The following is a 25,492-nucleotide window of genomic DNA, read 5'->3' on the forward strand; positions in this document are numbered from 1 at the left end:
GGCGTTCTCAGGTGCTCGGCGTGAAGCGGAAGGGATTCACACCCTCGCGCCGCAGCAGGCTCCAGGTCCAGACCGCGCCCAGGAAATCGGGCACCACGAACAGGATGTAGAGCGGGCGCATGTCGAACAGCAGGATCAGCAGCGCGAACACGGGCACGATCGCGAGCCGCATCTGCACGCTCCAGCAGAAGAAGGCGACCACCCTGGTGCGCGACAGGTTGAAATAATAATAGCCGACGATCAGCACCACGACGCCGAGGAAGCGGATCCAGTCGATCCCTTCCGGCGGCAGGCCGAGAACGTCGAGGATCAGCACCGGCGCCAGCACCATGGGCAGACCGGCGGCCAGGATATAGAGCGAGAACCACATCATGCTGCGGGCGGCGGTCATGGCGGCATTCCTCACAACAGGCCGGGGATCACGGCCCGGCGGGATTTCGGATAGTCGGGAAAATGGTCGCGGTACCAGCGGTGATGGGCGACGGCGCGAGGCATCAGATTGGCCATGGTGAAGAGCAGAAACACCAGCCCGGCAAGCGTCCAGGACATCAGGGCGAAACCCGCCCACATCACGATCTCGCCGAAGTAATTGGCGGCCGAGACATAGCGGAAGGCCCCTCCGTGCGGAATGCGATAGCCGGAAAAACCATCGCCCCGCAGGTTGATCAGGATCGAATCCGCCTGGAAGTTCACCAGCCAGCCGAAGATCGCGAGGCACAGCCCGACGACGAAACGGGGATCGATCAGCCAGTCGGGGCCGGCCAGATGGGCGGCATGGCCGACCGCATAGGCATTGGCGAAACCGTTCAGCAGGTTGAACAGGAAGCCGAAGACGACGGCGACCAGGGGAAAGCGCTTGTGCCGGTCGCGCATGCGCAGCGGATAGATCAGCCCGCGATAGACGTAATGCGCCTGCCACAGGCCGAAGATCAGCAGCATGACGCCCGACGGCCCGTCGACCGGCGGCGCCAGCCACCAGAAGGTGAGCGCGAAGGCGAACCATTGCGGGCTTTCGAACAGCAGCCAGGCGGGCAGGGCCGGCATGGTGCCGCCCTGGGCCGGCGTCATGTGCCGGCCATAGGGTCCGGCCGTGCGCAAGGTCGTCGCCAGCGTTCCGGCGCCCATGACGGCGATCGTCGCGAGCACTGCGAAGTAAGCCGTTTCCACGGTTTCCCCTCCCCCATTTGGAGAAGAGCCTACAGCCCCGCGTTGCCCGCCGTCCAGCGGCCTTGCGGGGCCTTGCCGGTGCCGGCCCATGTGGCGATCATGGCGCCTTCCCAGGGCGGCCGGTCCGTTCGGCCGCCGCAGCTTGCGCAATCGGTATCATGCTCATCGAGATCAAGCCGGGTCCCGCCGGCCCCTTCCAGCGCCTCGACTATGCGACGGCCAACAATATCACCGGGCGGCCAATCTATGGCCGCGCCGCCTGTTTCCTGCATCCGGATGCCGCCGCGGCCTTCGGGCGGGCGCGCGCCGCCGCCCTGACCCTCGGCCTCGACCTTCTGGTGTTCGACGGTTTCCGCCCGACCGAGGCGCAATGGGCGCTGTGGCACGCCCTGCCGGATCCGACCTTCATCGCCGACCCGCGCATCGGTTCCACCCATGGCCGGGGTGTCGCCGTCGATCTCACCCTGTGCACGCCGACGGGAGAGCCGCTCGACATGGGCACCGGCTTCGACGAGATGACGGAGCTTTCCTATCACGCGGCCCCGGTCCCGGCCGAAGCGCGGCGCAACCGCCTGCTCTTGATCGGGGTCATGGTCGAAGCGGGCTTCGTCCACAATATTCACGAGTGGTGGCACTACAATCTGCCCGACCCGGACCGATATCCTCTGTTGTCGGACAGTGCCGCCGGCACGGGCTTGATGCCCCGCGCCTGAGTCCGCGAAAAATTCGAGAGACAAGGCCAAGAGAGGATGGCCGAGACAATAAAGGGGAGAGAGCAATGAACCGATTTTCGAAGCTGACGGCGGCGGCCGTATTGGCGCTGGCGGCGGCCCCGGCCCTGATGCCGGGCGTGGGTCTGATTCCGGGCGTGGCCCTGGCGCAGGAAACCCGCCCGCGCGAAATCATCACGGGCGCCGATTTCCATGCCGTCTGCGGCGATGCCGGCAAGGCCCTGTCCAATCCCCCGGGCGAGGGCAGCCGTTCGGCGGCGCGGCGCTGCAAGGACTACATGAAGAATTTCTTTCAGCTCGAGAAGGTGCGCCCGCTGGTGCCGAACGACGAGGTCATGTGCATCAACGGCACCCTCACCTGGCAGGAAATCGCGGACGAGGTTCTGGGCTGGGGCGGCGGTCGCACGGAATACGACGATCAGCCGGCGGATGCCCTGATGCGCGCGGCGCTTCGGGCCCGCCATCCCTGCCCCAATACCGATTACGAGAACTGAGCGCCGCCATGACCGCCGTCCCCGCCCTGCCGGCCCTCGACCGGGCGGGGGCGTCGCGCATCGTCGACCGGGCGATCGCGAGCTACGCAGATGACTGCCGGCGGCGCGTGCCCGATTTCGTCGACCGGTATTTCAGCCTGCGCGGCAGTCTCGCGCTGCATCGCCGGGCGCTCGGCTGGGATCTGGCGCGGGCCCCCGCCAACCTCCTCCTCTCCGTGCCGCAACTCGGGGTGCGGGCCATGGCCGCCAGCCTGGGCGGCCTGGGCGCGCGCCGGGCGGGCGAGCGGCTGAAACGCCTCGACCTGCTGCAGAAGACGGCGGTCGCCAGGGCGCTCGGCGAAGCGATCGAGCGCGACCTCCTCGACCTGCTGCCGCCGTCGGTCGAAGGCACCGACGGCATGGCCCGGGCGCTCGCGGCGGAACCCGAGGTCGCCGCGGTCATCGACCTTCTGTCCGAGGCGCGGCGCCGCCGGCTGGACGATCCGGCGTTTCGCGCCGCCCTCGACGGGGCGCTGGCGCGCTATGCCGCGACAAGGGTGGCGGCGGCGGATATCGCCACCACCCTGACCAGCCTCGGGGTCGGGGCCGTCGCCTTCAAGCAGGTGACGCCCAGCCTGCTCTCCCTCGGGCCGGTGCTGGCCGGCGCCATCGCACAGGCCTCGGCCGTCTCCAGCTTTCCCCTGGGGGCGACCCTGGGCGGGGTCTGGCACGGCTGGTTCCCGGCCAGCGCCGGCACCGCCCTGACCGCCGGGGTGACCGGCAGCCTGTTCATGGGCGCCGCCGTCCTCACCGCCTTCTCGGGCGTGCTGACCGATCCCGCGCAACGCGCCCTCGGCCTCCATCAGCGCCGCCTGCACCGCCTGATCGACGGCATGGAACAGGCGCTGGCCACCGGCGAAGGCCTGCCCTTCAACCCGCGCGACCATTACATCGCCCGCGTCGTCGACCTGATCGACATCGCCCGACTGGCGCGCCGGCTGATGGCGGGGGGTTGATGAGGGGCGACGGACGATCACAATGTCACGGAGACGCGGCCACTGGCGCATTCCTTCCGCGCCGCCCCAGCGCCCGAGGAAACGCTCATGATTACGGACATCGAGCTTTATTTCACGAAGGGATGTGGTCGATGCGATCGCTTCGACACACCGGATTGCGCCACCCGGCAATGGGGAGAAGGGCTGGAGGCGTTGCGTGGGATCTGTCTGGGCGCGGGGCTCGAGGAAGTGCTCAAATGGGGCCATCCCTGCTATCGCCATGCCGATCGGAACATTGCGATCGTCGGCGCCTTTCGCGGGGATTTCCGGCTCAGCTTCTTCGACGCCGGGCTGATGACGGATCCGGCGCGGCGCATGGAACGCCAGGGGCCGAATACAAAATATCCGAACATGATCCGCTTCACGTCGAACGGCCAGCCGGCGGCGGAGAGAGATCTGCTTGTCGCCTATCTCGGCGAGGCGAAATATCTCGCGGCATCCGGTGCGAAGGTGCCGAAGGACGACAGCGAGCCCGACATGCCCGACGAATTGATCGAAGCCCTGGCGGCGGATCCGGAACTCGCGATGGCGTTTCAGGCCCTGACGCCCGGCCGCCGCAAGAGCTATGTGATCAACCTGAACGGTGCCAAGCAGCCGGCGACGCGCATGAGCCGTATCGCCAAGTTCCGCGACAGGATCATCGCGGGAAAAGGCGCCCTGGACCGTTGACGGCGCCGAAGGGTGCCGTGAGGAACAGCTCTGTCGTCCAGGCACGAGGCCTGGACGACGGGCCAGTGCGCGGGATCACGTCTAGTCGAACGACAGGCTCACCCTCGTCGGCTTGCCGGCGGTGACGGTCACTTCGCTTTCCACCGTCTTGTCGCCCGAGCGGACGGTGACGACATAGGTGCCGGCCGGGACGATCCAGGCCGGTTCCCCGCTGTAACTCGTCTCGATGCGTTTGCGCTCCTGTCCGGTCATGCTGTCGATGAGCTGATAGACGTTCCACGTCAGCTTCTCGGTCAGTTTGGCGCCGCCCGCGGTGGCGCCGCCCAGGATGGCGCCGGCTTCGAGGTTCAGCACGGGGCTGGCGACACCGCCCGCCGGCACTTCGACCTCCAAGCCGACCTGGGCACTGCCCGTCCGCACGACGACATAATATCGGCCGGACGGCAGCATCAGGTTGGGCTTGGTGTCGTAGGAGGTGACGAGGGCCCGGCCGCGCTTGCCGCTGAGGTCGGTCGCGGCATCGAAGACCTGCCAGCGCAGATCCTTGGTCGGCGGCGGCGCACCCTCGGCGAAGATCGCCGTCGGCTGGAGCACGCCGGCGCCGAGCACGAGGGAGAGCGTGGCGGTCTCGCCCGGCTTGATCTCCACCGTGGCCTCGCCCGTGGTGTCGCCCTGACGCGCGGTCACCCGATAGGTGCCGGCCGACAGCATGACCTCGGGCGTGGGTTCGTAAATCGTCGCCACGGCCCGGTCGCTGCCCTCCGGATAGACCTTCCAGGTCACGTCCTTGGTGGCGGGCGGCTGGTCCTCGCTGGGGCGCATCTCGGCCTTCAGGATGCCGGCATCGAGGACGATGGTGACGTCCGGCCGGTCGCCCGCTTCGACCGAGAGTGCGGTCTCGCCCACGGCGAAGTCCTTGGTCGCGGTCAGGCGCCATTCGCCCGCGGGCACCACGAAGACCGCCTCGGTCCTGGTCAGGCTCTGGGCCTGCCGGCTGCCCGCGAACAGGCGCCAGACGACCTGGCCGGCCGGCGCCGATCCACCCTCCATGTCGATCACATGGGCGGTGATCACGGCGGCCTTCAGGTCGATGACGATATCCTGCTTCTCGCCGGTCAGGGTGATGCGCTCCGTGATCTTGGCGCCGCCCAGTTCGGCCCGGACCAGATAGTCGCCGGGTTCGAGATCCTTGCCGGGCGTCCAGACGGCGCGATAGGCGCTGTCGATCGGGCGGCCGACGTCGGCGGTGGCGGGATCGGCGCCGGGCACGTCGGCATAGAGACGCCAGCTCAGGCTCTTCTCCTCGACCTTGTGGCCTTCGGCATAGACGGCGCTGAAGGTCGGTTTGCCGCTGGGTACCGGGGCCGGGGCGGGTTCCGGCGGCGGGGGTGGCGGTGGCGCGGGCGTCGCCGTGGCGGCGGCCACGGTGGTTAGTGCCTCGCCCAGGCTGGCGGCATCGTCGGCCTGGACGAAGGTGCCGCCCGTATTGTCGGCGATGCATTTGAGCTGGTCGACGGTCGCCTTGTCCCGGATGTCGAAGCCGATGACATGGGCGGTGAAATCGACGCCCAGGCGTTCCAATTCGCTGGCGATGGCGCAAGGGTCGAGGCCGCAGGTCTCGTTGCCGTCCGAAACCAGGATCACGGTCGCCTGTTCCTCGGTGAACTTCAGCGCCTCGGCGGCGCGGCGCACGGCGGCGGTCATCGGCGTCTTGCCCTTGGGCGACAGCTTGTCGATCACCTGCTTGAAGTGCTGGGCATCGACCGGACCGACCGGGATCACATCCTCGATGTCGTCGCAGGCGCCCTTGGTGCGATGGCCATAGACCGTGAGCCCGAGGGCGATGTCCTTGTTCCAGCCGTTCACCAGATCGGCGACCGCTTCCTCGGCGATCTCCCATTTCGACTTGCCGTCGATCTGGCCCCACATGCTGCCCGAGGCATCGAGCACCAGAATGGCCTTGGCGCCGTCCTGTGCCCGCGCGGGCCCGAGACCGGCGACGGCCATGGCGAGACCGAGGACGATGGCCGACCAGAGCCTGCCCAATCCGTTCATGTCTTTTCCTTCCGTCGGGTGCTTGCTGCCGCAACGTCAATTGCCGCGACAACAGGCCATGTCGCCGGGTAGGATATCAGGCCGCCGCGCGCAATGACGGTGGTCACATAAAGATAACGACGACGATAAGAATAAAGAGGAGGGAACATGTCGTTGCGTTCCGAGTCCGCCGCCGCGCGGACGGAATCACCCCTGGCCGAAAACCCGGCCGCGACCGAACCGCCCTATCCCAATCCGCGCTATGCCTGGTATGTGGTCGGCGTCCTGATGCTGGCCTATACGATTTCCTTCATCGACCGCCAGATCCTCAATCTGTTGGTCGGGCCGATCAAACGCGACCTCGCCATCTCGGATACGGAGATGAGCCTGCTCGCCGGCCTCGCCTTCGCCCTCTTCTATACGTTCCTCGGCCTGCCCATCGGGCGCATGGTCGACAAGCGCAGCCGGCGCGGCATCATCGCCATCGGCATCGTGGTCTGGAGCGTGTTCACCGCCGCCTGCGGTCTGGCCACCAAATTCTGGCATCTGTTCCTGGCGCGTATCGGCGTCGGTGTCGGCGAGGCGGCCTTGTCGCCCGCGGCCTATTCCCTGGTGGCGGATTATTTCCCGCCCAATCGCATGGGTACGGCCATGGGTGTCTACAACATGGGCATCTTCGTCGGCTCGGGCCTTGCCTATATCTTCGGCGGGCTGGTGGTCGGCCTGGTTTCGGGGGCCGAGCACACGGTGCTGCCCATCGTCGGCGAAGTCTATGCCTGGCAGGTGGTGTTCTTCGTCGTCGGTCTGCCGGGCATCCTGATGGCGCTTCTGCTGTTCACCGTGCGCGAGCCGGTGCGCCGGGGCATCAAGGCGGTGCGTCAGGCCGACGGCAGCCTGAAGGCCGAGGATGTGCCGGTGCGCGAGGTCGTCGCCTATATCAAGGGCAATGCGGGCGCCGTGCTGTGCCACAACGTCGGCTTCGCCCTGCTCGCCCTCGTCGGCTACGGCGTCGCGACCTGGATCCCGTCCTTCTTCATCCGCACACACGGCTGGACGCCGTCCGAGATCGGCCTCGCCTTTGGCGTCGTCCAGCTCACCGCCGGCGTCGTCGGCGTGATCGGCGGCGGCTGGCTGGGCGACGTGCTGAAGGCACGCGGCATGAGCGACGGCCGGCTTCGGGTCGGTATCCTGGCCGCCTTCTGCGGCACGCCGTTCTCGATCGCGCTGCCCTTCATCGGCGACGGCAGTCTGGCGCTCGCCGTCTCCATCGGTTCGGTCTTCTTCTTCACGATGTGCTTCGGCGCGGCGCCCGCCGCCATCGCCGAGATCATGCCGAACCAGATGCGCGGCCAGGCTTCCGCCGTCTATCTGTTCATCGTCAATCTGATCGGTCTCGGTCTCGGGCCGACGGCGGTGGCGCTCGCCACCGACTTCGTGTTCCGGGACGAGAACATGGTCGGCTATTCGCTGGCCCTGATCGGCGGCGTCGCGCTGCCGATGGCGGGCCTCGTGCTGCTGGCAGGCTGCCGGCCCTATCGTGCCAGTCTCGAGCGGGTGAAGGCCTATACGGCCTGAAGCCCGAAGATCAAGGTAAAGGCGCCGACCGCGATCAGGATCGCGGCGGCGGCCGCCCGCACATAGGCGAGCGGCACCACACGCGTCACCGCCTCGCCCAGGAAGACGGCGGGGACATTGGCCAGCATCATGCCGAAGGTGGTGCCCATGGTGACGGCGACCAGATCGCCGAAGCGCGCCGCCAGGGCAACGGTGGCGACCTGGGTCTTGTCGCCCATCTCGACCAGGAAGAAGGCCACCAGGGTCGCCATGAAGGCGCCCATGCGGCCGGCCCCGGCCCCGGGGCCGGCGTCGTCGTCCATCTTGTCGGGCACCAGCGCCCAGAGCCCCATGGCGACGAAGCCCGCGCCCAGGATCCAGCGCAATCCCTCGCCGCCCAGAAAATCCGCGATCAGCGTGCCGACGCTCGCCGCCAGCAGGTGATTGGCGACGGTCGCGGCGAAGATGCCGGCGACGATGGGCCAGGGCTTGCGGAACCGGCTGGCCAGCAGGATGGCCAGCAATTGCGTCTTGTCGCCGATTTCGGCGATGGCGACGACACCGGTCGAGACGAGAAAGGCTTCCATGGTGACGGCACGGGCGCAGGGTCGGGCGAACAACCGATGGCAAGCCGCGTTGCCCGACCCTGCAAGGACGGACGCGGACCTGCCAAAGGTCTCGCCAAGCTGTCGCCGGATACGCCATGAGCCTGTGAAGGGATTCAAAGGCTCAAGTCTGTTGACGCATCCCCCGCCGAGCACGCGGGCGGCTACTCCCCAATGACGTCCCAGCAATAGCGGAGCGCGATCGCCCCGACAAGAAAAATGGATCGTCCATCCAGCCCGTCATCCCGGCGGAGGCCGGGATCTTTCTCAGGAAAGAGCGCCTTCTCGTCGAGAGATCCCGGCTTTCGCCGGGATGACGATCTGTAAATCGGATCAATACCGCCCGGCGACGAAGTCGGCGAGGGTCACCTGGGGGCGCGGGCCGTAATGGGCCAGCACTTCGGCAGCGCAGAGCGAGCCGAGGCGGGCGGCGCGGGCAAGCCCGAGATCGCGGGTCAGGCCGAACAGGAAGCCGGCGGCGAAGAGATCGCCGGCGCCGGTCGAATCCACGATCTTCTCCGGCGTAACGGCATCGATCACATGAACCTCGTCCCCGGCGATGGCGACGGAACCCTTCTCGCTGCGGGTCAGGGCGGCGGTGATGCCCAGCGCCCTTGCGGCCTGGAGGGCGGTGTCGAAATCGCCGGTCTCGAACAGGGCGGCGATCTCGCTTTCGTTGGCGAAGAGAATGTCGACGGCGCCGTTGCTCAGGAGATCGAGGAATTCGCCGCGCCAGCGATGGACGCAGAAGGCGTCCGACAACGAGAGGGCGACGCGCCTTCCCGCCTCATGGGCGCAGGTGATCGCCTTCCTGAAGGCGGCCTTGCCGTTTTCGGGATCCCACAGGTAACCCTCGAGATAGGTGATTTCGGCGGCGGCGACCTTTTCGGGATCGACGTCGTCGGGGCCGAGGCCGACGCAGGCGCCGAGATAGGTCGCCATGGTGCGCTGGGCATCCGGCGTGACCATGACGAGGCAGCGGGCGGTGCCCGGGCCCTCGGTCGCGGCGGGCGTGTCGAAGGCGACGCCGACGGCCCGTATGTCATGGGCGAAGACCTTGCCGAGATCGTCGTCGCGCACGCGCCCGACGAAGGCCGCGCGCGCGCCGAGCGAGGCGAGGCCGGCCAGCGTGTTGGCGGCCGACCCGCCCGACGCCTCGACGCCCGCGGCCATCCGGCCATAGAGCGCGTCGGCGCGGTCGGCGTCGATCAGGGTCATGGAGCCCTTCACCAGATCCTCGCGGTCGAGGAAGGCATCGTCCGCCGGCGCCAGCACGTCCACGATGGCATTGCCGATCCCGAGGATATCGAAATCCGTCATCGTCATCTTCGTTCCCACTTCGATCGGACCCATATAAACCGGGCCCATGCAAATCGGGGCGCAGTATAAGGATGGCGCAACGGCCGTCCAGTTTCACCCGAGCGAGGAGGAAGCCCGCATGTCGCTGATCGCCGCCTTTCTGAAGGGGCTGGAGGACGCCTTGTCGCCGCCGCTGCGCGCCATCCTGTGGCGGGTCCTCGGCCTCGGGCTTCTGTTGACGGCGGTGCTGGTCTGGGCCGCCTATCAGGGGCTCGGCTTCGCGCCCTCGACCGGGTGGGAATGGCTGGACGAGACGATCCGCATCCTCGGTGGCGTGCTCACCGCGATCGGTCTCGCCTTCTTCTTTCCGGTGGTCATGACCACCCTGCAATCCCTCTTCCTCGACGAGGCGGCGGCCAGGGTGGCGGCGCGCGACTATCCCCGGGATCCGCCGGGGCGGGATGTCGGCTTCACCGAGGGGCTGGTCTCGGGGCTGCGCTTCCTCGTTATCGCGCTGGTGCTCAATATTCTGGCGCTGCCGCTGCAATTGGTCGGTTTGCTACTTCCGATCATCAATATCTTGGTGTTTCTGCTGCTCAACGGCTATCTTGTCGGCCGTGAGTATTTCGAGCAGGTCGCCATGCGGCATGCCTCGGCCGCCGATGCGGCCCGTTTGCGCCGGGCCCATCGCGGACTCGCTTTCGGCGCCGGTCTGCTGGGGACCGGCCTGATGGTGGTGCCGATCGTCAGTCTGATCGCGCCGCTGGTTACGGTCGCGGCCATGCTGCATCTCGAACGCGGGGTGCGGCTCGGCCGGGCCCGGGGGATGAAATAGAGACAGGGCGCCCGCCCACGAACCGAGGACCGCGCCGGTGGCCCCGCCGCCGGAAAACCAACAGACGAAGAACGACATTCGTTCGAAACGACGACCGAGTACGGATTCACGGAGACAGACATGTTCGGAAAACGAAGCGGGACCCCGGATTCATCCCCGACCCCCCCTGCGCAACCCAGGCCGTCTTCCGCCTTCACCGCGCCGGCCGCTCGCCCGACTTCCTCAACCTCGTCCAACCCGCAGCAAGGCTCGCCCACCATGGCCGACAACGACTCGACCGGTTTCCGCCCCGAAATCGCCCGCCGCACCCCCGACCTGCCGGGCATGTCCCGCCCGCTCGTGCAGGCGCCCTCGCCCGCCGCGCCGCCGACGTCCGACGACAAGAAGCTGATCGTCGGCCGCAACATCGTGCTGTCCGGCCAGATCACGGCCTGCGACAAGCTGGTGGTCGAAGGCCGGGTCGACGCCACCCTGACCGACAGCCGAGTGATCGAGATCACCTCGACCGGCGTCTTCAAGGGCGCGGCCGAGATCGACGAGGCGCTGATCGGCGGCACCTTCGAAGGTGACCTGCTGTGTCGCGGCCGCTTGCTCATCCGCGCCACGGGCCGGGTGAAGGGCAAGATCCGCTATGGCCAGCTCGAGATCGAATGCGGCGGCGAACTGGTCGGCGACATCAACACGGTCGAGGGCAAGGATGCCAAGCCGGCGGCCGAAGCGGCGCCCGAACTGGTGCCGGCGCCCGCGCCGGAGCCGGCCCAGGCCGCGCCGAAGCCCAGCATGCCGTCCCAGGTCACCTTTCCGGTGTCCCCGGCGGCGGACGGCTCCGCCTGACGCTGCCGCCTTTCCGGCTCCGATGTCCGCATCGTCGAAGGCGCTCCTCATCGGGAGCGCCTTTCTTCTTCTCGCCGCCTGCGCGCGCCACGGCGCGCCCCGCCAGGACGGACCGCCGGCCCCGCCGCCGGGCGGCCTGATCAACATGGATGCGGACGCCCTGCCGACCTATCTCGGGGAACCGTCGCTGCGCCGGCGCGAATCGGCCTGGGAAATCTGGCAATACGCGGCGCCGGAATGCCTGCTCTACGTCTTCCTCTTCGGGCCCGACGGCGGCCAGACGGTGCGCCATGTCGATGCCCGCGACCGCCAGCGCGAACCCTATGACGTCGCCACCTGCGTCCGCCGCGTCGGTGTCGCCGCCTACAGCCGGCCCGAAGCGGTGAACATCATGCGCCAGTTCAGGCGATCGTTTTTTCCTTAGAGGCGCAGAGATCGCTGACCACGCAGGCCGGGCAATCCGGCTTTCGCGCCTTGCAGACATAGCGCCCGTGCAGGATCAGCCAATGATGGGCGTGCAGCATGAATTCGCGCGGGATCACCTTCTCCAGCCTGGCCTCGACCGCCTCGACCGTCTTGCCGGGGGCGAGCCCGGTCCGGTTCGAGACCCGGAAGACATGGGTATCGACGGCGATGGTGGCTTCGCCGAAGGCGATGTTCAGGACGACGTTGGCGGTCTTGCGCCCGACCCCGGGCAGGGCCTGCAGCGCCTCGCGGTCGCGCGGGACCTCGCCGCCGTGGCGCTCGATCAGCAGGCGCGACAGCTCGATCACGTTCTTCGCCTTGTTGCGATAGAGGCCGATGGTCTTGATCGCCTCGGTCACGCCGTCGAGGCCGAGGGCGAGCATCTGGGCCGGCGTCTCGACCCGCGCGAAGAGCGGCCGCGTCGCCTTGTTCACCCCGGCGTCGGTCGCCTGGGCCGAGAGCACGACGGCGACCAGAAGCTGATAGGGATTGCCCCATTCCAACTCGCCCTCCGGCTCGGGCCGCTGCGCGCGCAGGCGCTCGAAGAAGGTGACGACGTCGGCTTTACGCATGATCCGGGTCCAATTATCCTGAATGATCATGACATACCATGATCGGGCGCGACATCGACCGGCCAGGATGGAGATCGGCCAGGACGAAGATTGGTATGAGATGCGGATCGGTGTGAGCAGCGGGCCATTCGAAAGGCGGTCATGAACACGCATCGTGTCGAATTTTCGACCCAGGTCGACGAAAGCCTTCTCGAAGAAGCGCGCGCCATCGCCGCGCGCGAAGGCCGTCCGCTCGACAATGTGGTCGAGGAGGCACTGCGGGATCTTCTCGAGAAGCGGCGCAACGCGGCGGCTCGCCCCCATGTCCTCGCCCATTATGAATCAAGTCTGGAGACCTTCGGCCCGCTCTACGAGCGCCTGGCCAAGTGAAGGAATACCTGACCCTGGCCGACGTGATGGCGATTCACGACGACCAGATCCGGCGCTATGGCGGCGCGCCGGGACTGAGAGATGCCGGCGCGCTGGAATCGGCCCTGTTCCGGCCGCAGAGCGGTTACTATGAGGATCTTGTCGAGGAGGCGGCGGCGCTTTGGGAAAGCCTGTCCAGAACCACCCCTTCGTCGACGGCAACAAGCGTGTGGCTTTCGCCGCGACCTGTACGTTCCTGCGGCTGAATGGCCGCCAGCTCGTCGCGGATCCGATTGCAACCTACGACTTCATGCTGGACCTCTATCGACGGCATGATTTCACCTTCGCCCGATTGCTGCCCTGGTTGCGCGACCATCTGGACGAATGACGGACATCCGGAATGAAGGAGGAACGATGACCATCAGCGACACCGACCGCCTCTGGTTCGATGCCGTGCTCAGTCCCCATCGTTCGCTGGGGCCGCGGGCCTTCGCGCTGCTGATGATCGCCGTCGCCGTGATCAGCTTCGTCTCGGGCATGCTGTTCCTGATGCTGGGGGCATGGCCGGTGATGGGCTTCTTCGGGCTCGATGCCCTGCTGATCTGGTTCGCCTTTCGCGCCAATTACCGGGCCGCCCGCGCCTTCGAGCGCGTCCGCCTGACCGATCGGGACTTCACCGTCGACCGGGTCGATGCCAAGGGCCGGCACCGCCACTACCGTTTCGAGCCGAGCTGGGCGCGCATCCAGGTCGATATCCGGGACGAGGACGACAATCAGATCTGCGTCACCAGCCACGGTCGGCGCTTCGTCTTCGCCGAATGCCTGTCGGCGGCGGAACGGCTGGATCTCGCCGATGCCCTGCGCGTCGCCTTCACCGAACGCCGGGACAATATGGTAACGGCGGCGCCCTAGGGCGCCGCCGTCCATTCCGTCAGCCGGCCGTCAGCCGGTCGCCCGGATTACTCGGCGGGCTTCGGCTCTTCGGCCGGGGTCTCGCCCTCGGCCGGGGCGGCGGTTTCGCCGCTGACCGCGTCTTCCATCGCCTTCATGGCGTCGGTGGCGGCGCCATCGACCGCCGTCGCGGCGTCGTCCATGGTCTCGCCGGCGGCCTTCATGGCGTCGTCAGCTGCCTTGCCGGCCGCATCCGCCGCATCGTCGACCGCTTCGGCGGCATCGTCGACGGCCTGGCCGGCGGCTTCCGCGGCATCGTCGATCGCCTTGCCGGCGGCCTGGCCCATCTCCTCGGCCGCGCCCTTCTCTTCCTCGGGAGCGGCGGGCGCCTCGGCGGCGGGCGCCGGCTCGGCGGGGGCTTCGGCAGCGGGGGCCGGGGTTTCGGTCGCGCTGGACTTCTCGCCATCGTCGCAGGCGGCAAGGCCGGCCGTGAGCGCGATGGCCAGAGCGATAGCCGTCTTCTTCATGTTGCTCCTCGTCTTTCGATTTCGGTGTTGGTGCCGACGAACAGATAAACGCGGCGGGGCGCGAAAGGATCCCAATATTGCCCGATCACCTTCGCCCTGGGAGTGTTACCCGATATCGAGGACATCCGCCATGTCGTAAATCCCCGCCGGCTTGTCGGCCGCCCAAATCGCGGCGTGAACGGCGCCACGGGCGAAAATGCCCCGGTCCGTCGCCTTGTGGGTGAGTTCCAGGCGCTCGCCGTCGGCGGCGAAGATCACCGAATGCTCGCCGACGACATCACCGCCGCGAAGCGTGGCGAAGCCGATGTTGCCGGCGGTGCGCGCGCCCGTATGGCCGTCGCGCACCCGGTCCGAGACCGCGTCGAGATCGACCCCGCGCCCCTCGGCGGCGGCCCGGCCGAGGGCCAGCGCGGTGCCGGACGGGGCATCGACCTTGTGGCGGTGATGCATTTCGACCACTTCGATGTCCCATTGTGCGGGTCCGAGCACGGCGGCGACCTTGCGCGTCAGCGCGGCCAGGAGATTGACGCCGAGGCTGAAATTGGCCGCCTGGACGATCGCCACATGGGCGGCGGCGGCGGCGATCGCCGCCTGCTGGTCGGCCGAGAGCCCGGTGGTGCCGATCACCAGCGCCTTGCCGGTCTTTCCGGCCATTGTGGCGTGGGACGGGGCCGCGACCGGCGCGGTGAAATCGATCACCACATCGGCGGCGGCGAAGAGCGCGGGGGTATCGTCCGTGACGAAGACGCCGATCGGCTCGCGCCCGGCCAGCGTCCCGAGGTCGATGCCCTGGGCCGGCGCGCCGGGCCGTTCGGTGCCGCCGGCGATCGTGGCGCCGGCGTCGAGGCCGGCGGCGATCAGGCTGCGGCCCATGCGCCCCGCGCAGCCGAGAATGCCGATCGAGGTCATGGGGTGCTCCTGTGTTCTGATTGAAACCGTGTTTCGCCCCTCACCCCATCCCTCTCCCCGGAGGGGCGAGGGGGCAGACCCCCGCGCGGCCCGGACTCCCTCGCCCCGCTTGCGGGGAGAGGGTGGGGGTGAGGGGCCTATTCCGTCAGATCGTTCCAGAGTTCCTTCACCTTGGCGAAGAAACCCTCGGACTCGGGCGATGTGCCCTTGCCGCCGGCCTTCTCGAACTCCTTCAGGAGCTCCTTCTGCTTGGCGGTCAGGTTCATCGGCGTCTCGACGACGGCATTGATGTAGAGATCGCCCATGGCGCCGCCGCGCAGCGCCGGCATGCCCTTGCCCTTCAGGCGGAACTGGCGGCCGGTCTGGGTGCCGGCCGGGATCGCCACCCGCGCGCGGGAGCCGTCGATGGTCGGCACTTCGATATTGCCGCCCATGGCCGCCGTCACCATCGGAATGGGCACGCGGCAGAACAGATTGGCGCCGTCGCGCCGGAACAGGGCGTGGGGCGTCACGGTCAGGAAGATGTAGAGATCGCCCGGCGGCCCGCCGCGCAGGCCTGCCTCGCCCTCGCCCGCCAGTCGGATGCGGGTGCCGTCCTCCACCCCCTGCGGGATGTTGACCGACAGGGTCTTTTCCTTGGACACGCGGCCGTGGCCGCCGCAGACCTTACAGGGTTCCTTGATGATGCGGCCGGCGCCCTGGCAGGTCGGACAGGTGCGTTCGACCGTGAAGAAGCCCTGGGCCGCGCGCACCTTGCCGGCGCCCTGGCAGGTCGGGCAGGTGGTCGGCTTCGAGCCCGGCGCCGCACCCGAACCGTCGCAGGCTTCGCAGGAAATGGTCGAGGGCACGCGGATCTGCGTCTTCTTGCCCTTGAACGCCTCCTCGAGGCTGATCTCCATGTTGAAGCGCAGGTCCGAGCCGCGCATGGCGCCGTTGCCGCCGCCGCGCTGGCCGCCCCGGCCCATGAATTCGCCGAACAGATCGTCGAACACGTCGGCGAAGGACGAGCCGAAGTCGAAGCCGCGCGCGCCCGGCCCGCCCGGGCCGCCGCCGCCCTCGAAGGCGGCATGGCCATAGCGGTCGTAGGCCGCGCGCTTGTCGTCGTCGGAGAGGACCGAATAGGCCTCGTTGATTTCCTTGAACTTCTTCTCGGCTTCCGCGTCGCCCGGGTTCTTGTCCGGGTGCCACTTCATGGCGAGCTTGCGGAATGCCTTCTTGATGTCATCGGCCGAGGCCCCGCGCGCGACGCCCAAAAGTTCGTAATAATCGGCCTTTGCCATGGCGGACTCCTGTCACCGGCCGTGCCGGCCGCCCCTTCTCGAGGCTGCGGCCGGCACGCCACGTCATCGGACTTCAGATCAGTTGGACGACTTCTTCTTGTCGTCCACTTCCTCGAAGTCGGCGTCCACGACATCGTCGGCACCGGGCTGCGCGCCCGGCGCGGCACCGGCCTCGGGGCCCGCGCCGCCGGCGGCCTGGGCCGCTTCCGCTTCCGCCTTGTAGATGGCTTCACCCACCTTCATGGCGGCATTGGCCAGCGCCTCGGTCTTGGCGCCGATCGCTTCCACGTCCTCGTCCGCGAGGACGCCGCGCAGATCCGCGATCGCCGCCTCGACCGCCGCCTTGTCCTCGGCGGCGACCTTGTCGGCATGCTCGGTCAGGTTCCGCTCGGTCGAATGGATCAGGCCCTCGGCCTGGTTCCGGGCCTCGACCAGTTCCTTCTTCTTCTTGTCCTCGGCGGCATGGGCCTCGGCGTCCTTCACCATCTTCTCGATGTCGGCGTCCGAGAGACCGCCCGAGGCCTGGATACGGATCTGCTGTTCCTTGCCCGTGCCCTTGTCCTTGGCCGAGACCTGGACGATGCCGTTGGCGTCGATGTCGAAGGTGACCTCGATCTGCGGCACGCCGCGCGGCGCCGGCGGAATGCCCATCAGGTCGAACTGGCCCAGCATCTTGTTGTCGGCCGCCATCTCGCGCTCGCCCTGGAAGACCCGGATGGTCACCGCGTTCTGATTGTCGTCGGCGGTGGAGAAGACCTGGCTCTTCTTGGTCGGGATCGTCGTGTTGCGCTCGATCAGGCGGGTGAAGACGCCGCCCAGGGTCTCGATGCCGAGCGACAGCGGCGTGACGTCGAGCAGGAGGACGTCACGGACGTCGCCCTGGAGCACGCCGGCCTGGATGGCAGCGCCCATGGCCACCACTTCGTCCGGGTTCACGCCCTTGTGCGGTTCCTTGCCGAAGAAGCTCTTCACGACGTCCTGGATCTTGGGCATGCGGGTCATGCCGCCGACCAGGACCACTTCGTCGATCTGGCCGGCCGACAGGCCGGCGTCCTTCAGGGCCTTCTGGCAGGGATCGATCGTGCGCTGCACCAGATCGTCGACCAGGCTCTCGAACTTGGCGCGGGTCAGGCGCAGCGTCAGGTGCTTCGGACCGGTCGCGTCCGCCGTGATGAACGGCAGGTTCACTTCGGTCTGCATGGCCGACGACAGCTCGATCTTGGCCTTTTCCGCCGCTTCCTTCAGGCGCTGCAGGGCGAGCTTGTCCTTGCGGAGATCAATGCCGCCGTTCTCGCGCTTGAATTCGTCGGCCAAATAATCGACCAGACGCAGGTCGAAATCCTCGCCGCCGAGGAAAGTGTCGCCGTTGGTGGACTTCACCTCGAAGACGCCGTCGCCGATCTCCAGGATCGAGACGTCGAAGGTGCCGCCGCCCAGGTCGTAGACCGCGATGGTCTTGCCGTCCTGCTTGTCGAGGCCATAGGCGAGCGCCGCCGCCGTCGGCTCGTTGATGATGCGCAGCACTTCGAGGCCGGCGATCTTGCCGGCGTCCTTGGTGGCCTGGCGCTGGGCGTCGTTGAAATAGGCGGGAACGGTGATGACCGCCTGGGTCACGGTCTCGCCCAGGAACGACTCGGCGGTTTCCTTCATCTTCTGCAGGATGAAGGCCGAAACCTGGCTGGGGCTGTACTTGGTGCCGCGCACTTCCACCCAGGCGTCGCCATTGTCCGCCTTGACGATGGAATAGGGCACCATGCCCTTGTCCTTCTGGGTCATCGGATCGGCGAAGGAACGGCCGATCAGGCGCTTGATCGCGAACAGCGTGCCTTCGGGATTGGTGACCGCCTGGCGCTTCGCGGCCTGACCGACGAGACGCTCGTCGTCGTTCGAGAAAGCGACCATCGACGGCGTGGTGCGGGCCCCTTCCGCGTTCTCGATCACCTTCGGCTTGGTGCCGTCCATGATCGCGACGCAGGAATTGGTGGTCCCGAGGTCGATGCCAATAACCTTGCCCATCATTCTCTCCTTCGCGGCAGGCGTCGGCGGCCCGAAAGGCACCGGCGACACCCCCTATGGGTCTGAACACTGCCGGGGGGAGCGAAGAATGCCCCCACCCGCGCTGTGGCTTATATAGGGCGGTGTTTTCGGCGTCGCAACGGTGCTGACGGCGAGTCGGCGGGCGCCGGGATAAAAATTGTCGTGTTCGGCCGGGCCGCTGTCGGCGACGTCCGGCTATTCCTGATTTCCGGTCTGCGGTTTGACCCCCAGGACGGTAAGGCCGCCGGTGGCGGCATTGGTCGCGGCGGCGGCGGCACCGGCGGCGCCGACCGCTTCCGCGCATTCCCTCGACGACGCGTTGGCGCCGGAACATTTCTCGCTGGCAAGGGCGATCAACTTGCTGTTGGCCTGGATCATCTGCGTGATCGCGTCCTGTCGCGCGACATAGGCGTTGGTGTAGGCGGCGAATACCTTGCTGCACTCCTCGAATATGGCCGGGCTTTCCTTGGCGTTGCCTTCGAAGAGATATTCGACGCAATTGTCGATCAGCACCCCTCGATTGAGCGCGGTATCGACCACCTGGACCACGGCGGCGGCCACATGCTGATTCACGCCGTTGCCGTTGCCGGTGTCGATGATCATGGTGCCGCCAACGGTGCCGGAGGCCGTCGCGGAAAGAACGTGCTCCGCCGCTTCGAGCACTTTCGTGGCGGTTTCGACGTCGCCTTCCGCCTTCTTCGTCGCGGCTTTTGCCGCGTCGTAGTCTTCCTTGGCGCCAGCGGGGGGCGGGTCCTTTTCGGCGGCCGCTTTCGCGTCCCTTTCCTTCGCCTGAAGGTCGGTCAACGTCGCGGTCGCGGCATCCAGCTTCTTCCGGGCCGCCTCGACCCCCTCGCCGAGATTGGCGGCGCTCGTGCCGCCGACCAGTGACGCGATGGGACCGCGATTGGGCGACGTCATCTGTTCGATGGCCAGGGCCGCCAGCAGGGTGTTCTGGAAGCGGCGGAGTTCCGCGCGCGCGGCCCGGTCCGACAGGCGACCGCCGGCGGCGAGCGCGCAGATATTATAGAGAAGATTGCTCTGCGCCTGCGTCAACTGGGTGCGGAAGGCCATGGAGCCGCCGGATTCGGCGAGGGCCGCGACGGCCTTTGCCACAGCTTCCTTGGTTTCGACAGACAGGCTGCCCGACGCCGAGAGGAAGGAGAAGACATCGGGGCTCTGCTCCACACAGACCTGATAGTCGGTGCGGGTGACGGCTTCGCCGTCCGCGTTTTCCGTGATGCGCTTCTCGCCCGGCACCGCCACGATCACGCGCTGCTTGGCGTCGATCGTGGCGACATAGGGTTCATTGGTCCAATTGTCGAACTTGTATTGGACGGTGCTCCATTCGGCGCAGGCCCCGAGACCGAGCGCCGCAGCGGCCAGAACGAGAAATTCGCGCACGACGCCCTCCCCCAAGGGTTATCGGGGGAAGTGTACACAACTTCTTGTTTAATGATATTGAAATACACGCCGGCGCGCGGCGGTTGAACCGATGCGCGCCGGTGGCGGTCCGGGTCGGGATCTGGCGACCCGCAGGATCAGGCGGTCTGGTCGACCTTGGGGGCGGCTTCCGCGTCGGCCTTGGCGACGCCGACCTTGGCGGCGCGCAGCAGGCGGCCGTGGATCTGATAGCCGGTCTGCACGACCTGGATCACGGAACCGCCGGGCTGGCCGGTGCCCGGCACCTCGAACAGCACTTCGTGCTTGTTGGGGTCGGCCTTCTCGCCCAGCGCCGGGTCGATCTTGGTGATGCCGGTCTTCTCGAAGGCGGAGAGAAGCTCGCGCTCCGTCATCTCGACGCCTTCGATCAGGGTGGCGACGGCGCTGCCCTCGGTGCGCTCCTCGGCCGGTACGATGTCGATCGCGCGGCGCAGGTTGTCGGCGACACTGGTCAGGTCGCGGGCGAATTTGGTCACGGCGTATTTCGCCGTGTCCTCGCGCTCGCGCTCGAAGCGCCGGCGCAGGTTCTCGGTCTCGGCGACGGCGCGCAGCAGGCGGTCCTTCAGGTCCGCCACTTCGGCCTGGAGCGATTCGACGGTCGGGCCGGCAGGTGCCTTTTCGGCCTCCGCCGGGGCCTCGGCCGCGGTTTCGGGCGCGGGCTTGGCTTCCGCCTCGGTCGCTTCGGTGTTCTCGGTCTCGGTCGTCGTCATGTCTGGTCCCAACTCTCAACTCATCAGGCGGCCGATCACGCGGGCGGTATAATCCACCATCGGCACGACCCGCCCGTAATTCACCCTGGTCGGCGCGATCACCCCGATCATCCCGACGATCTGCTCGTTCCGCCGCCGGAACGGCGCGACGATCAGGGACGAGCCGGACAGGCTGAACAGCTTGTTCTCGGAGCCGATGAAGATGCGCACCCCGTCGGCGTCCTGCGCCAGCTCCAACAATTGGAGGACGTCGCGCTTGGATTCAAGATCGTCGAACAATTGCCGTACCCGCTCGAGATCCGCAAGCGCCGTCAGGTCGTCCAGCAGCCGCGCCCGGCCGGAAACGATCAGCATGTTGCGCTCGCCCTCGTCCGACCAGGTGGCGAGGCCGGCCTCGACCACCTTGGCGGCCAATTGGTCCAGTTCGGCGCGCTGATCCTCGATTTCCTGGCGGATGCGGTGATGGCCCTCGGCGAAGGTGCGCCCGCCGAGACGCGCCGACATGTAGTTGGAGGCGACCTGAAGCGCGCTCGGGGTCAGGCCCGCCGGCACGTCGACGATGCGGTTCTCCACCGAACCGTCCTCGGAAACGATGACGGCGAGCGCCCGCCCGGGGCCCAGATTCACGAATTCGACGTGGGACAGGGGCTTGTCGGCCTTGGGCGCGATGACGAGCCCGGCGCATTGCGACAGGCCGGAAAGCTGTTTCGTCGCCTCGGTCAGCAGGTCCTCGACCGATTTGCCGGCGGCGGCGCCCTGAGCCTCGATGGAGCGGCGTTCGTCCTCGGTCAGGCTGCCGAGCTCGAGGAAACTGTCGACGAAGATGCGAAGCCCGGCCTGGGTCGGCAGGCGCCCGGCCGAGGCATGGGGCGAATAGAGCAGGCCGGCCTGTTCCAGATCCGACATGACGTTGCGGATCGAGGCGGGCGAGAGCGAAAAGTCGAGCCGCTGCGACAGGGTGCGCGAGCCGACCGGCTCCCCCGTTTCGAGATAGGACTCGACGATGGTGCGGAAGATCTGGCGTGAACGCTCGTTCAGCTCCTGGATCATCCCGAAATTTCCCGTTTCCACGATGCTTGAAATCTAGGAAGCGCGCCCGGCTGCGTCAATCTGCGCGGGGCTGGGTCCCATGCGAGGTCGGTTCGGGCCGGGAATGGGGCTGGACATCGGGGGTGGGGAGTCGCCACATGGAAGGTGCCCGGTAAATCCGGAGCCAAGGTAAGACGCGGCAGGGCCCCGTCCAAGATCCCGGCCCAAGGCCCCGGAGGACGGGCGACGGCCCAAGCCGCGACACTCGATGGAAGGAGCCAACCATGACCTATTGGGACACTCTCACCCGTCAGCGCGACAATCGCGCCCTCGCCAGGGCGCTCAGCCCGATCATGCGGCCGATGGAAGGCGAGGCCCGCGCCGTGCCGGTGCTGGCCGATCCCGACCGCACCATCGCCGCGCTCCGCGAGGATCTCGCCGAGCGCGATCGCGAGATCGCCGAACTCCGCGCCGAACTGGCCGAACTGCGCGGCCGCCTGGTCTGAGGCGCCGCGACCGGCCCTTCCGCCCTTCGGGGCGGAGGGGCAACGCCTTTCTCTCCCCGCTCGATCCTCTATGACGCCCGCCCCACCCGTTCGAGGGTGTGGTGCCGATTGTCCTTTGCCCCGACATTGGCGCTTTGGAAACGCTGTTTCCAGAACTAGTTTATTGTTTTAATCAACAGGCAGTCCAGAGCCGGCGCGACAAGACGCCGAGCACCGTGGACAAGGGGAGAGGAACGATGGACTTCACGAGCGATTTCACCATGACCATCGGCGGCAAGCCCGTCGCCGGGGCGACCACCATGAGCGTGCTCAATCCCGCGACCGAGCAGGTGATCGCCGAGGCGCCGGACTGTTCCCGTGCCCAACTCGACGAGGCGGTGGCGGCGGCGCGTGCCGCCTTTCCGGCCTGGAAGGCGACGCCGTTCGAAAAGCGGCGCGACTATCTGAATGCCGTCTCGGCGCGCATCTTCGAGAATCTGGAAGGCCTGAAGCGCCTGCTGACCCTCGAACAGGGCAAGCCCATCGGCGAGGCGGAATTCGAGGTCGGCGCCGCCGGCATGTTCGTCCAGGGCACCGCCAGCCTGCGGATGCCGGAATCCGTGAACGAGGATTCGGCCGAACGGCGCAGCATCACCCGCCATGTCCCGATCGGCGTCGTCGGCGCCATCTCGCCGTGGAATTTCCCGGTCGTGCTCGCGTTCTTCAAGGTCGGGCCGGCGCTGCTGGCGGGCAACACCGTCGTCCTGAAGCCGTCGCCCTTCACGCCCCTGACCACCCTGAAGATCGGCGAGATGCTGCGCGACGTGCTGCCGCCGGGCGTCCTCAACATCGTCTCGGGCGGCGATGCCCTGGGCCCCTGGATGACGTCGCATCCCGGCATCGACAAGGTCAGCTTCACGGGCTCGACCCAGACGGGCCGCAAGGTGATGGAGAGCGCGTCCGCCAGCCTGAAGCGCGTCACCCTCGAACTCGGCGGCAATGACGCCGCCATCGTCCTGCCGGACGTCGACGTCGCCACGCTGGCGCCGAACCTGTTCTGGGCCGCCTTCGCCAACAACGGACAGATCTGCATCGCCTCGAAGCGCATGTATATCCACAAGGACGTCTACGAACCGCTGCGCGACGCCATCGTCGACTACGCCAAGACCGTGAAGGTCGGCGACGGGGCCGAACAGGGCACCCAGATCGGCCCGGTGCAGAACAAGCAGCAATACCGCCGCGTGCTCGACCTGATCGAGGATTCGAAGAAGCAGGGCCACAAGTTCCTGCTGGGCGGCGAGGCGATGGACGGCCCCGGCTATTTCGTGCCGGTGACCATCCTGGACAACCCGCCCGAGGATTCGCGCATCGTCCAGGAGGAACAGTTCGGCCCCGTGCTGCCGCTGCTCAAGGTCGAGGATATCGACGAGGCGGTGGCCAAGGCGAATGCCAGCGAATACGGCCTCGGCGGTTCGGTCTGGTCGGGCGATCCGGACAAGGCGCTGGCGGTCGGCGAGCGGCTGGAGACCGGCACGGTCTGGATCAACGAGACCCAGCACCTCTCGCCGCTGGCACCCTTCGCCGGCCACAAGCAGTCGGGCGTCGGGGTCGAGAACGGCGTCGACGGCCTTCTCGAATACACCAACGTCCAGACCGTGGTGGTGCGCAAGGCGTGATGTCCTGAAAGGTGTCGCCCCGGCGAAAGCCGGGGCCGCGCGACGACGGGGTGCCTTATTCCGGGGGCGGTGCCGGCGCCCGCCGGGACGGCGCGTCCGGGGCGGCCAGACCGTTCATCAGCAGGTCGACCGCCCCGTCGGCATAGCGCCGGCTCAGATCCTCGTCCACCGCCTCCACCCCGAAGGTCCAGCGCAGGGTGCTCTGTTCCGCGAACAGGTGATCGCAGGCGCCGACGGCGCAGAGATGGAAGAACATGGGATCGACCGGGCGGAATTCCCCGGCCGCCACGCCTTCCGCCAGGATCGCGCGCTGGGTCTCGACCACGGGCCGGTTGAAGACTTCCGTGATTTCGCGGGCGACGGTCGAATCGGCATCGCGCAGCAGGGCGCGCAACAGGCGGTAGAGATAGGGAAAGCGGAAGAAGGTGCGGATCATGCCGGACAGGTGCCGGCGCATCTTTTCCGCCGCCGAAAGGTCCATCGCCAGCAGGCGCTGCATCTCGGCGACGGCCTGGGTCGCGTCGCGCTTGACGAGGGCGATGTGCAGCCCGGTCTTGGTCCGGAAGTAATAATTCACCAGGGCGGCGTTCAGCTTGGCGCGGGCCGCGACGTCGGCCACCGGTACGTCGATCGTGTTGCGTTCGCTCATCAGGGTCGCGGCGGCTGCCAGCAGTTGCTGCGCGGTATCGGCGGTTTCCGCATCCGCGCGCCGGGGCGGTATTCGGGGGGTGACCAAGTCGCTGTTCCGTGCTCGCAGTTCGTTCTTGCGGCCAATGCGCCCGCCCGCATGATTCTGCGGCGAAGGCCCGTGATTTGCCGCGACTATACTCGTATTTAAACCATCGTTCTATCGACCTTCGCCAAAGGCCGGCCGGTCGCGCCGGAAATGAAGAGCGGCCGATGCGCGCGAGGGCCGCCCCCGCGAGCATCGGCCGTTCCCACCGTCGAGGCGCCGGCCAGTGGCGCCGACGGAAGCACCGGCGCCGTCAGCGCGGCGCCATGCGGATCGCACCGTCGAGGCGCACGTCCTCGCCGTTGAAGTAACCACAGGTGATCATGGTCAGGGCGAGCTGGGCATATTCCGCCGGCATGCCGAGACGCTTCGGGAAGGGCACGGAAGCGGCCAGCGCCGCCTTCACGTTCTCCGGCGCGCCCTGGAGCAGCGGCGTGTTGAAGATGCCGGGCAGGATGGTGTTGACGCGAATGCCCTCGCCCATCAGGTCGCGGGCGATCGGCAGGGTCATGCCGACGACGCCGCCCTTGGAGGCCGAATAGGCGGCCTGACCCATCTGGCCGTCCTCGGCCGCGACCGAGGCGGTGTTGACGATGGCGCCGCGCTCGCCGTCGACCAGCGGCTCGAGGCTCAGCATGCCGGCCGCCGACTTGGCGATGCAGCGGAAGGTGCCGACCAGGTTGATCTGGATGATCTTGTCGAAACTGTCGAGGGGGAAGTGCTTCACCGCGCCCGTCGCCTTGTCGCGGCTGGCGGTCTTGATCGCATTGCCGGTGCCGGCGCAATTGACCAGGATGCGCTCCTGGCCGTGGGCCGCGCGCGCTTTGGTAAAACCAGCGTCGACATCGGCGTCCGAGGTTACGTTGACCCTGCAGAAGGTGCCGCCGATCTCGGCCGCGACCGCCAAGCCCCTTTCCTCATTCATGTCGAAGATGGCGACCTTCACGCCTTCGGCCGCCAGCGCCCGCGCCGTCGCCTCGCCAAGGCCGGAGGCGCCGCCCGTGACCACGGCGGCGATGCTGCTGTCCAGTTTCATTCGGGTTCTCTCCCCAGTTGCGGTTCTTATCTTCTTGTTGTGCCGGTTGCGATTTGACCGACCGCGATTTGACCGGCCGCGATTTGACCGGCGGCGGT

At 67.6% G+C, this 25,492-nt stretch carries 28 protein-coding genes and 1 riboswitch; of the genes, 13 read left to right on the plus strand and 15 right to left on the minus strand.

Annotated elements, in window-relative coordinates; all coding sequences use genetic code 11:
* Positions 1–7: 7 nt before the first annotated feature.
* Together L2U69_RS14435 and L2U69_RS19285 are read right to left on the minus strand one after the other, a co-directional pair.
* Positions 8–391, minus strand: a complete 384-nt coding sequence (locus L2U69_RS14435) for a hypothetical protein (protein ID WP_236107823.1) — start codon at positions 389–391, stop codon at positions 8–10.
* An 11-nt stretch (positions 392–402) separates the two neighbouring features.
* A complete protein-coding gene (locus L2U69_RS19285; RefSeq protein ID WP_236107824.1) occupies positions 403–1,167 on the minus strand; it encodes a DUF1295 domain-containing protein in 765 nt (254 codons plus the stop codon).
* A gap of 158 nt (positions 1,168–1,325) precedes the next feature.
* On the opposite strand from L2U69_RS19285, the gene ddpX reads away from it, so the two are divergent.
* From ddpX to L2U69_RS14460, 4 genes are all read left to right on the plus strand, one after another.
* The gene (gene ddpX / locus L2U69_RS14445) at positions 1,326–1,880 is read left to right on the plus strand and encodes a D-alanyl-D-alanine dipeptidase (protein WP_236107825.1); all 555 of its coding nucleotides are present in this window, start codon (positions 1,326–1,328) and stop codon (positions 1,878–1,880) included.
* A 65-nt stretch (positions 1,881–1,945) separates the two neighbouring features.
* Positions 1,946–2,392, plus strand: a complete 447-nt coding sequence (locus L2U69_RS14450) for a Rap1a/Tai family immunity protein (protein ID WP_236107826.1) — start codon at positions 1,946–1,948, stop codon at positions 2,390–2,392.
* A gap of 8 nt (positions 2,393–2,400) precedes the next feature.
* Positions 2,401–3,387: a DUF6635 family protein gene (locus L2U69_RS14455; RefSeq protein WP_236107827.1), complete on the plus strand. Its 987-nt coding sequence runs from the start codon at positions 2,401–2,403 to the stop codon at positions 3,385–3,387.
* Positions 3,388–3,474: 87 nt separating this feature from the next.
* A complete protein-coding gene (locus L2U69_RS14460) occupies positions 3,475–4,095 on the plus strand; it encodes a YdeI/OmpD-associated family protein (protein WP_329605407.1) in 621 nt (206 codons plus the stop codon).
* 81 nt (positions 4,096–4,176) lie between these two features.
* On the opposite strand, the gene L2U69_RS14465 is transcribed toward L2U69_RS14460, so the two are convergent.
* Entirely contained in the window at positions 4,177–6,150 is a 1,974-nt protein-coding gene (locus L2U69_RS14465; RefSeq protein ID WP_236107829.1) for a vWA domain-containing protein, read from the minus strand.
* A gap of 147 nt (positions 6,151–6,297) precedes the next feature.
* Between L2U69_RS14465 and L2U69_RS14470 the strand changes: the two genes are divergently transcribed.
* On the plus strand, positions 6,298–7,704 hold the full coding sequence (locus L2U69_RS14470) for a spinster family MFS transporter (RefSeq protein ID WP_236107830.1): 1,407 nt from the start codon (positions 6,298–6,300) through the stop codon (positions 7,702–7,704).
* On the opposite strand, the gene L2U69_RS14475 is transcribed toward L2U69_RS14470, so the two are convergent.
* Both L2U69_RS14475 and L2U69_RS14480 read right to left on the minus strand, forming a co-directional pair.
* The gene (locus L2U69_RS14475) at positions 7,692–8,270 is read right to left on the minus strand and encodes a TMEM165/GDT1 family protein (protein ID WP_236107831.1); all 579 of its coding nucleotides are present in this window, start codon (positions 8,268–8,270) and stop codon (positions 7,692–7,694) included. The genes L2U69_RS14470 and L2U69_RS14475 overlap by 13 nt on opposite strands.
* A gap of 15 nt (positions 8,271–8,285) precedes the next feature.
* Positions 8,286–8,480: riboswitch (yybP-ykoY riboswitch) on the minus strand.
* A 141-nt stretch (positions 8,481–8,621) separates the two neighbouring features.
* Complete coding sequence (locus L2U69_RS14480; protein WP_236107832.1) at positions 8,622–9,614, minus strand: adenosine kinase; 993 nt, start codon at positions 9,612–9,614, stop codon at positions 8,622–8,624.
* Positions 9,615–9,726: 112 nt separating this feature from the next.
* Between L2U69_RS14480 and L2U69_RS14485 the strand changes: the two genes are divergently transcribed.
* From L2U69_RS14485 to L2U69_RS14495, 3 genes are all read left to right on the plus strand, one after another.
* The gene (locus L2U69_RS14485) at positions 9,727–10,422 is read left to right on the plus strand and encodes an EI24 domain-containing protein (protein WP_236107833.1); all 696 of its coding nucleotides are present in this window, start codon (positions 9,727–9,729) and stop codon (positions 10,420–10,422) included.
* Positions 10,423–10,680: 258 nt separating this feature from the next.
* Positions 10,681–11,256 (plus strand): bactofilin family protein, encoded by a 576-nt coding sequence (locus tag L2U69_RS14490; protein WP_236107834.1) that lies wholly within the window; start codon positions 10,681–10,683, stop codon positions 11,254–11,256.
* Between the two features lie 22 nt (positions 11,257–11,278).
* The gene (locus tag L2U69_RS14495) at positions 11,279–11,680 is read left to right on the plus strand and encodes a hypothetical protein (protein WP_236107835.1); all 402 of its coding nucleotides are present in this window, start codon (positions 11,279–11,281) and stop codon (positions 11,678–11,680) included.
* Here L2U69_RS14495 and nth read toward each other — a convergent pair.
* On the minus strand, positions 11,658–12,293 hold the full coding sequence (nth, locus tag L2U69_RS14500; RefSeq protein WP_236107836.1) for an endonuclease III: 636 nt from the start codon (positions 12,291–12,293) through the stop codon (positions 11,658–11,660). The genes L2U69_RS14495 and nth overlap by 23 nt on opposite strands.
* 141 nt (positions 12,294–12,434) lie before the next feature.
* Between nth and L2U69_RS14505 the strand changes: the two genes are divergently transcribed.
* The 3 genes from L2U69_RS14505 (at position 12,435) to L2U69_RS14515 (ending at position 13,553) form a co-directional block, all read left to right on the plus strand.
* Positions 12,435–12,662, plus strand: a complete 228-nt coding sequence (locus L2U69_RS14505; RefSeq protein ID WP_236107837.1) for a hypothetical protein — start codon at positions 12,435–12,437, stop codon at positions 12,660–12,662.
* A gap of 160 nt (positions 12,663–12,822) precedes the next feature.
* Positions 12,823–13,029, plus strand: a complete 207-nt coding sequence (locus L2U69_RS14510; protein ID WP_236107838.1) for a Fic family protein — start codon at positions 12,823–12,825, stop codon at positions 13,027–13,029.
* A 26-nt stretch (positions 13,030–13,055) separates the two neighbouring features.
* Positions 13,056–13,553, plus strand: a complete 498-nt coding sequence (locus tag L2U69_RS14515; RefSeq protein WP_236107839.1) for a DUF2244 domain-containing protein — start codon at positions 13,056–13,058, stop codon at positions 13,551–13,553.
* A gap of 47 nt (positions 13,554–13,600) precedes the next feature.
* Here the strand turns inward: L2U69_RS14515 and L2U69_RS14520 are convergent, their stop codons facing one another.
* The 7 genes from L2U69_RS14520 to hrcA all read right to left on the minus strand — a co-directional run bounded on the left by L2U69_RS14520 (position 13,601) and on the right by hrcA (position 21,485).
* The gene (locus tag L2U69_RS14520) at positions 13,601–14,059 is read right to left on the minus strand and encodes a hypothetical protein (RefSeq protein WP_236107840.1); all 459 of its coding nucleotides are present in this window, start codon (positions 14,057–14,059) and stop codon (positions 13,601–13,603) included.
* Between the two features lie 105 nt (positions 14,060–14,164).
* Entirely contained in the window at positions 14,165–14,968 is an 804-nt protein-coding gene (gene dapB, locus L2U69_RS14525) for a 4-hydroxy-tetrahydrodipicolinate reductase (RefSeq protein ID WP_236107841.1), read from the minus strand.
* 137 nt (positions 14,969–15,105) lie between these two features.
* Entirely contained in the window at positions 15,106–16,248 is a 1,143-nt protein-coding gene (gene dnaJ / locus L2U69_RS14530; RefSeq protein ID WP_236107842.1) for a molecular chaperone DnaJ, read from the minus strand.
* A gap of 78 nt (positions 16,249–16,326) precedes the next feature.
* Positions 16,327–18,267: a molecular chaperone DnaK gene (gene dnaK / locus L2U69_RS14535; protein ID WP_268967403.1), complete on the minus strand. Its 1,941-nt coding sequence runs from the start codon at positions 18,265–18,267 to the stop codon at positions 16,327–16,329.
* 213 nt (positions 18,268–18,480) lie between these two features.
* Positions 18,481–19,686: a hypothetical protein gene (locus L2U69_RS14540; protein ID WP_236107844.1), complete on the minus strand. Its 1,206-nt coding sequence runs from the start codon at positions 19,684–19,686 to the stop codon at positions 18,481–18,483.
* A gap of 137 nt (positions 19,687–19,823) precedes the next feature.
* The gene (gene grpE / locus L2U69_RS14545) at positions 19,824–20,435 is read right to left on the minus strand and encodes a nucleotide exchange factor GrpE (protein ID WP_236107845.1); all 612 of its coding nucleotides are present in this window, start codon (positions 20,433–20,435) and stop codon (positions 19,824–19,826) included.
* A 15-nt stretch (positions 20,436–20,450) separates the two neighbouring features.
* Entirely contained in the window at positions 20,451–21,485 is a 1,035-nt protein-coding gene (gene hrcA, locus L2U69_RS14550; RefSeq protein WP_236107846.1) for a heat-inducible transcriptional repressor HrcA, read from the minus strand.
* A 263-nt stretch (positions 21,486–21,748) separates the two neighbouring features.
* On the opposite strand from hrcA, the gene L2U69_RS14555 reads away from it, so the two are divergent.
* Complete coding sequence (locus L2U69_RS14555) at positions 21,749–21,970, plus strand: hypothetical protein (protein WP_236107847.1); 222 nt, start codon at positions 21,749–21,751, stop codon at positions 21,968–21,970.
* A gap of 236 nt (positions 21,971–22,206) precedes the next feature.
* Positions 22,207–23,625: an aldehyde dehydrogenase family protein gene (locus tag L2U69_RS14560; RefSeq protein WP_236107848.1), complete on the plus strand. Its 1,419-nt coding sequence runs from the start codon at positions 22,207–22,209 to the stop codon at positions 23,623–23,625.
* A 55-nt stretch (positions 23,626–23,680) separates the two neighbouring features.
* Here L2U69_RS14560 and L2U69_RS14565 read toward each other — a convergent pair whose 3' ends face one another.
* On the minus strand, positions 23,681–24,361 hold the full coding sequence (locus L2U69_RS14565) for a TetR family transcriptional regulator (protein ID WP_236107849.1): 681 nt from the start codon (positions 24,359–24,361) through the stop codon (positions 23,681–23,683).
* 250 nt (positions 24,362–24,611) lie between these two features.
* A complete protein-coding gene (locus L2U69_RS14570; protein WP_236107850.1) occupies positions 24,612–25,394 on the minus strand; it encodes an SDR family NAD(P)-dependent oxidoreductase in 783 nt (260 codons plus the stop codon).
* Positions 25,395–25,492: the final 98 nt, after the last annotated feature.

The organism is Zavarzinia marina (assembly GCF_021568905.1).
Lineage (GTDB): Bacteria > Pseudomonadota > Alphaproteobacteria > Zavarziniales > Zavarziniaceae > Zavarzinia > Zavarzinia marina.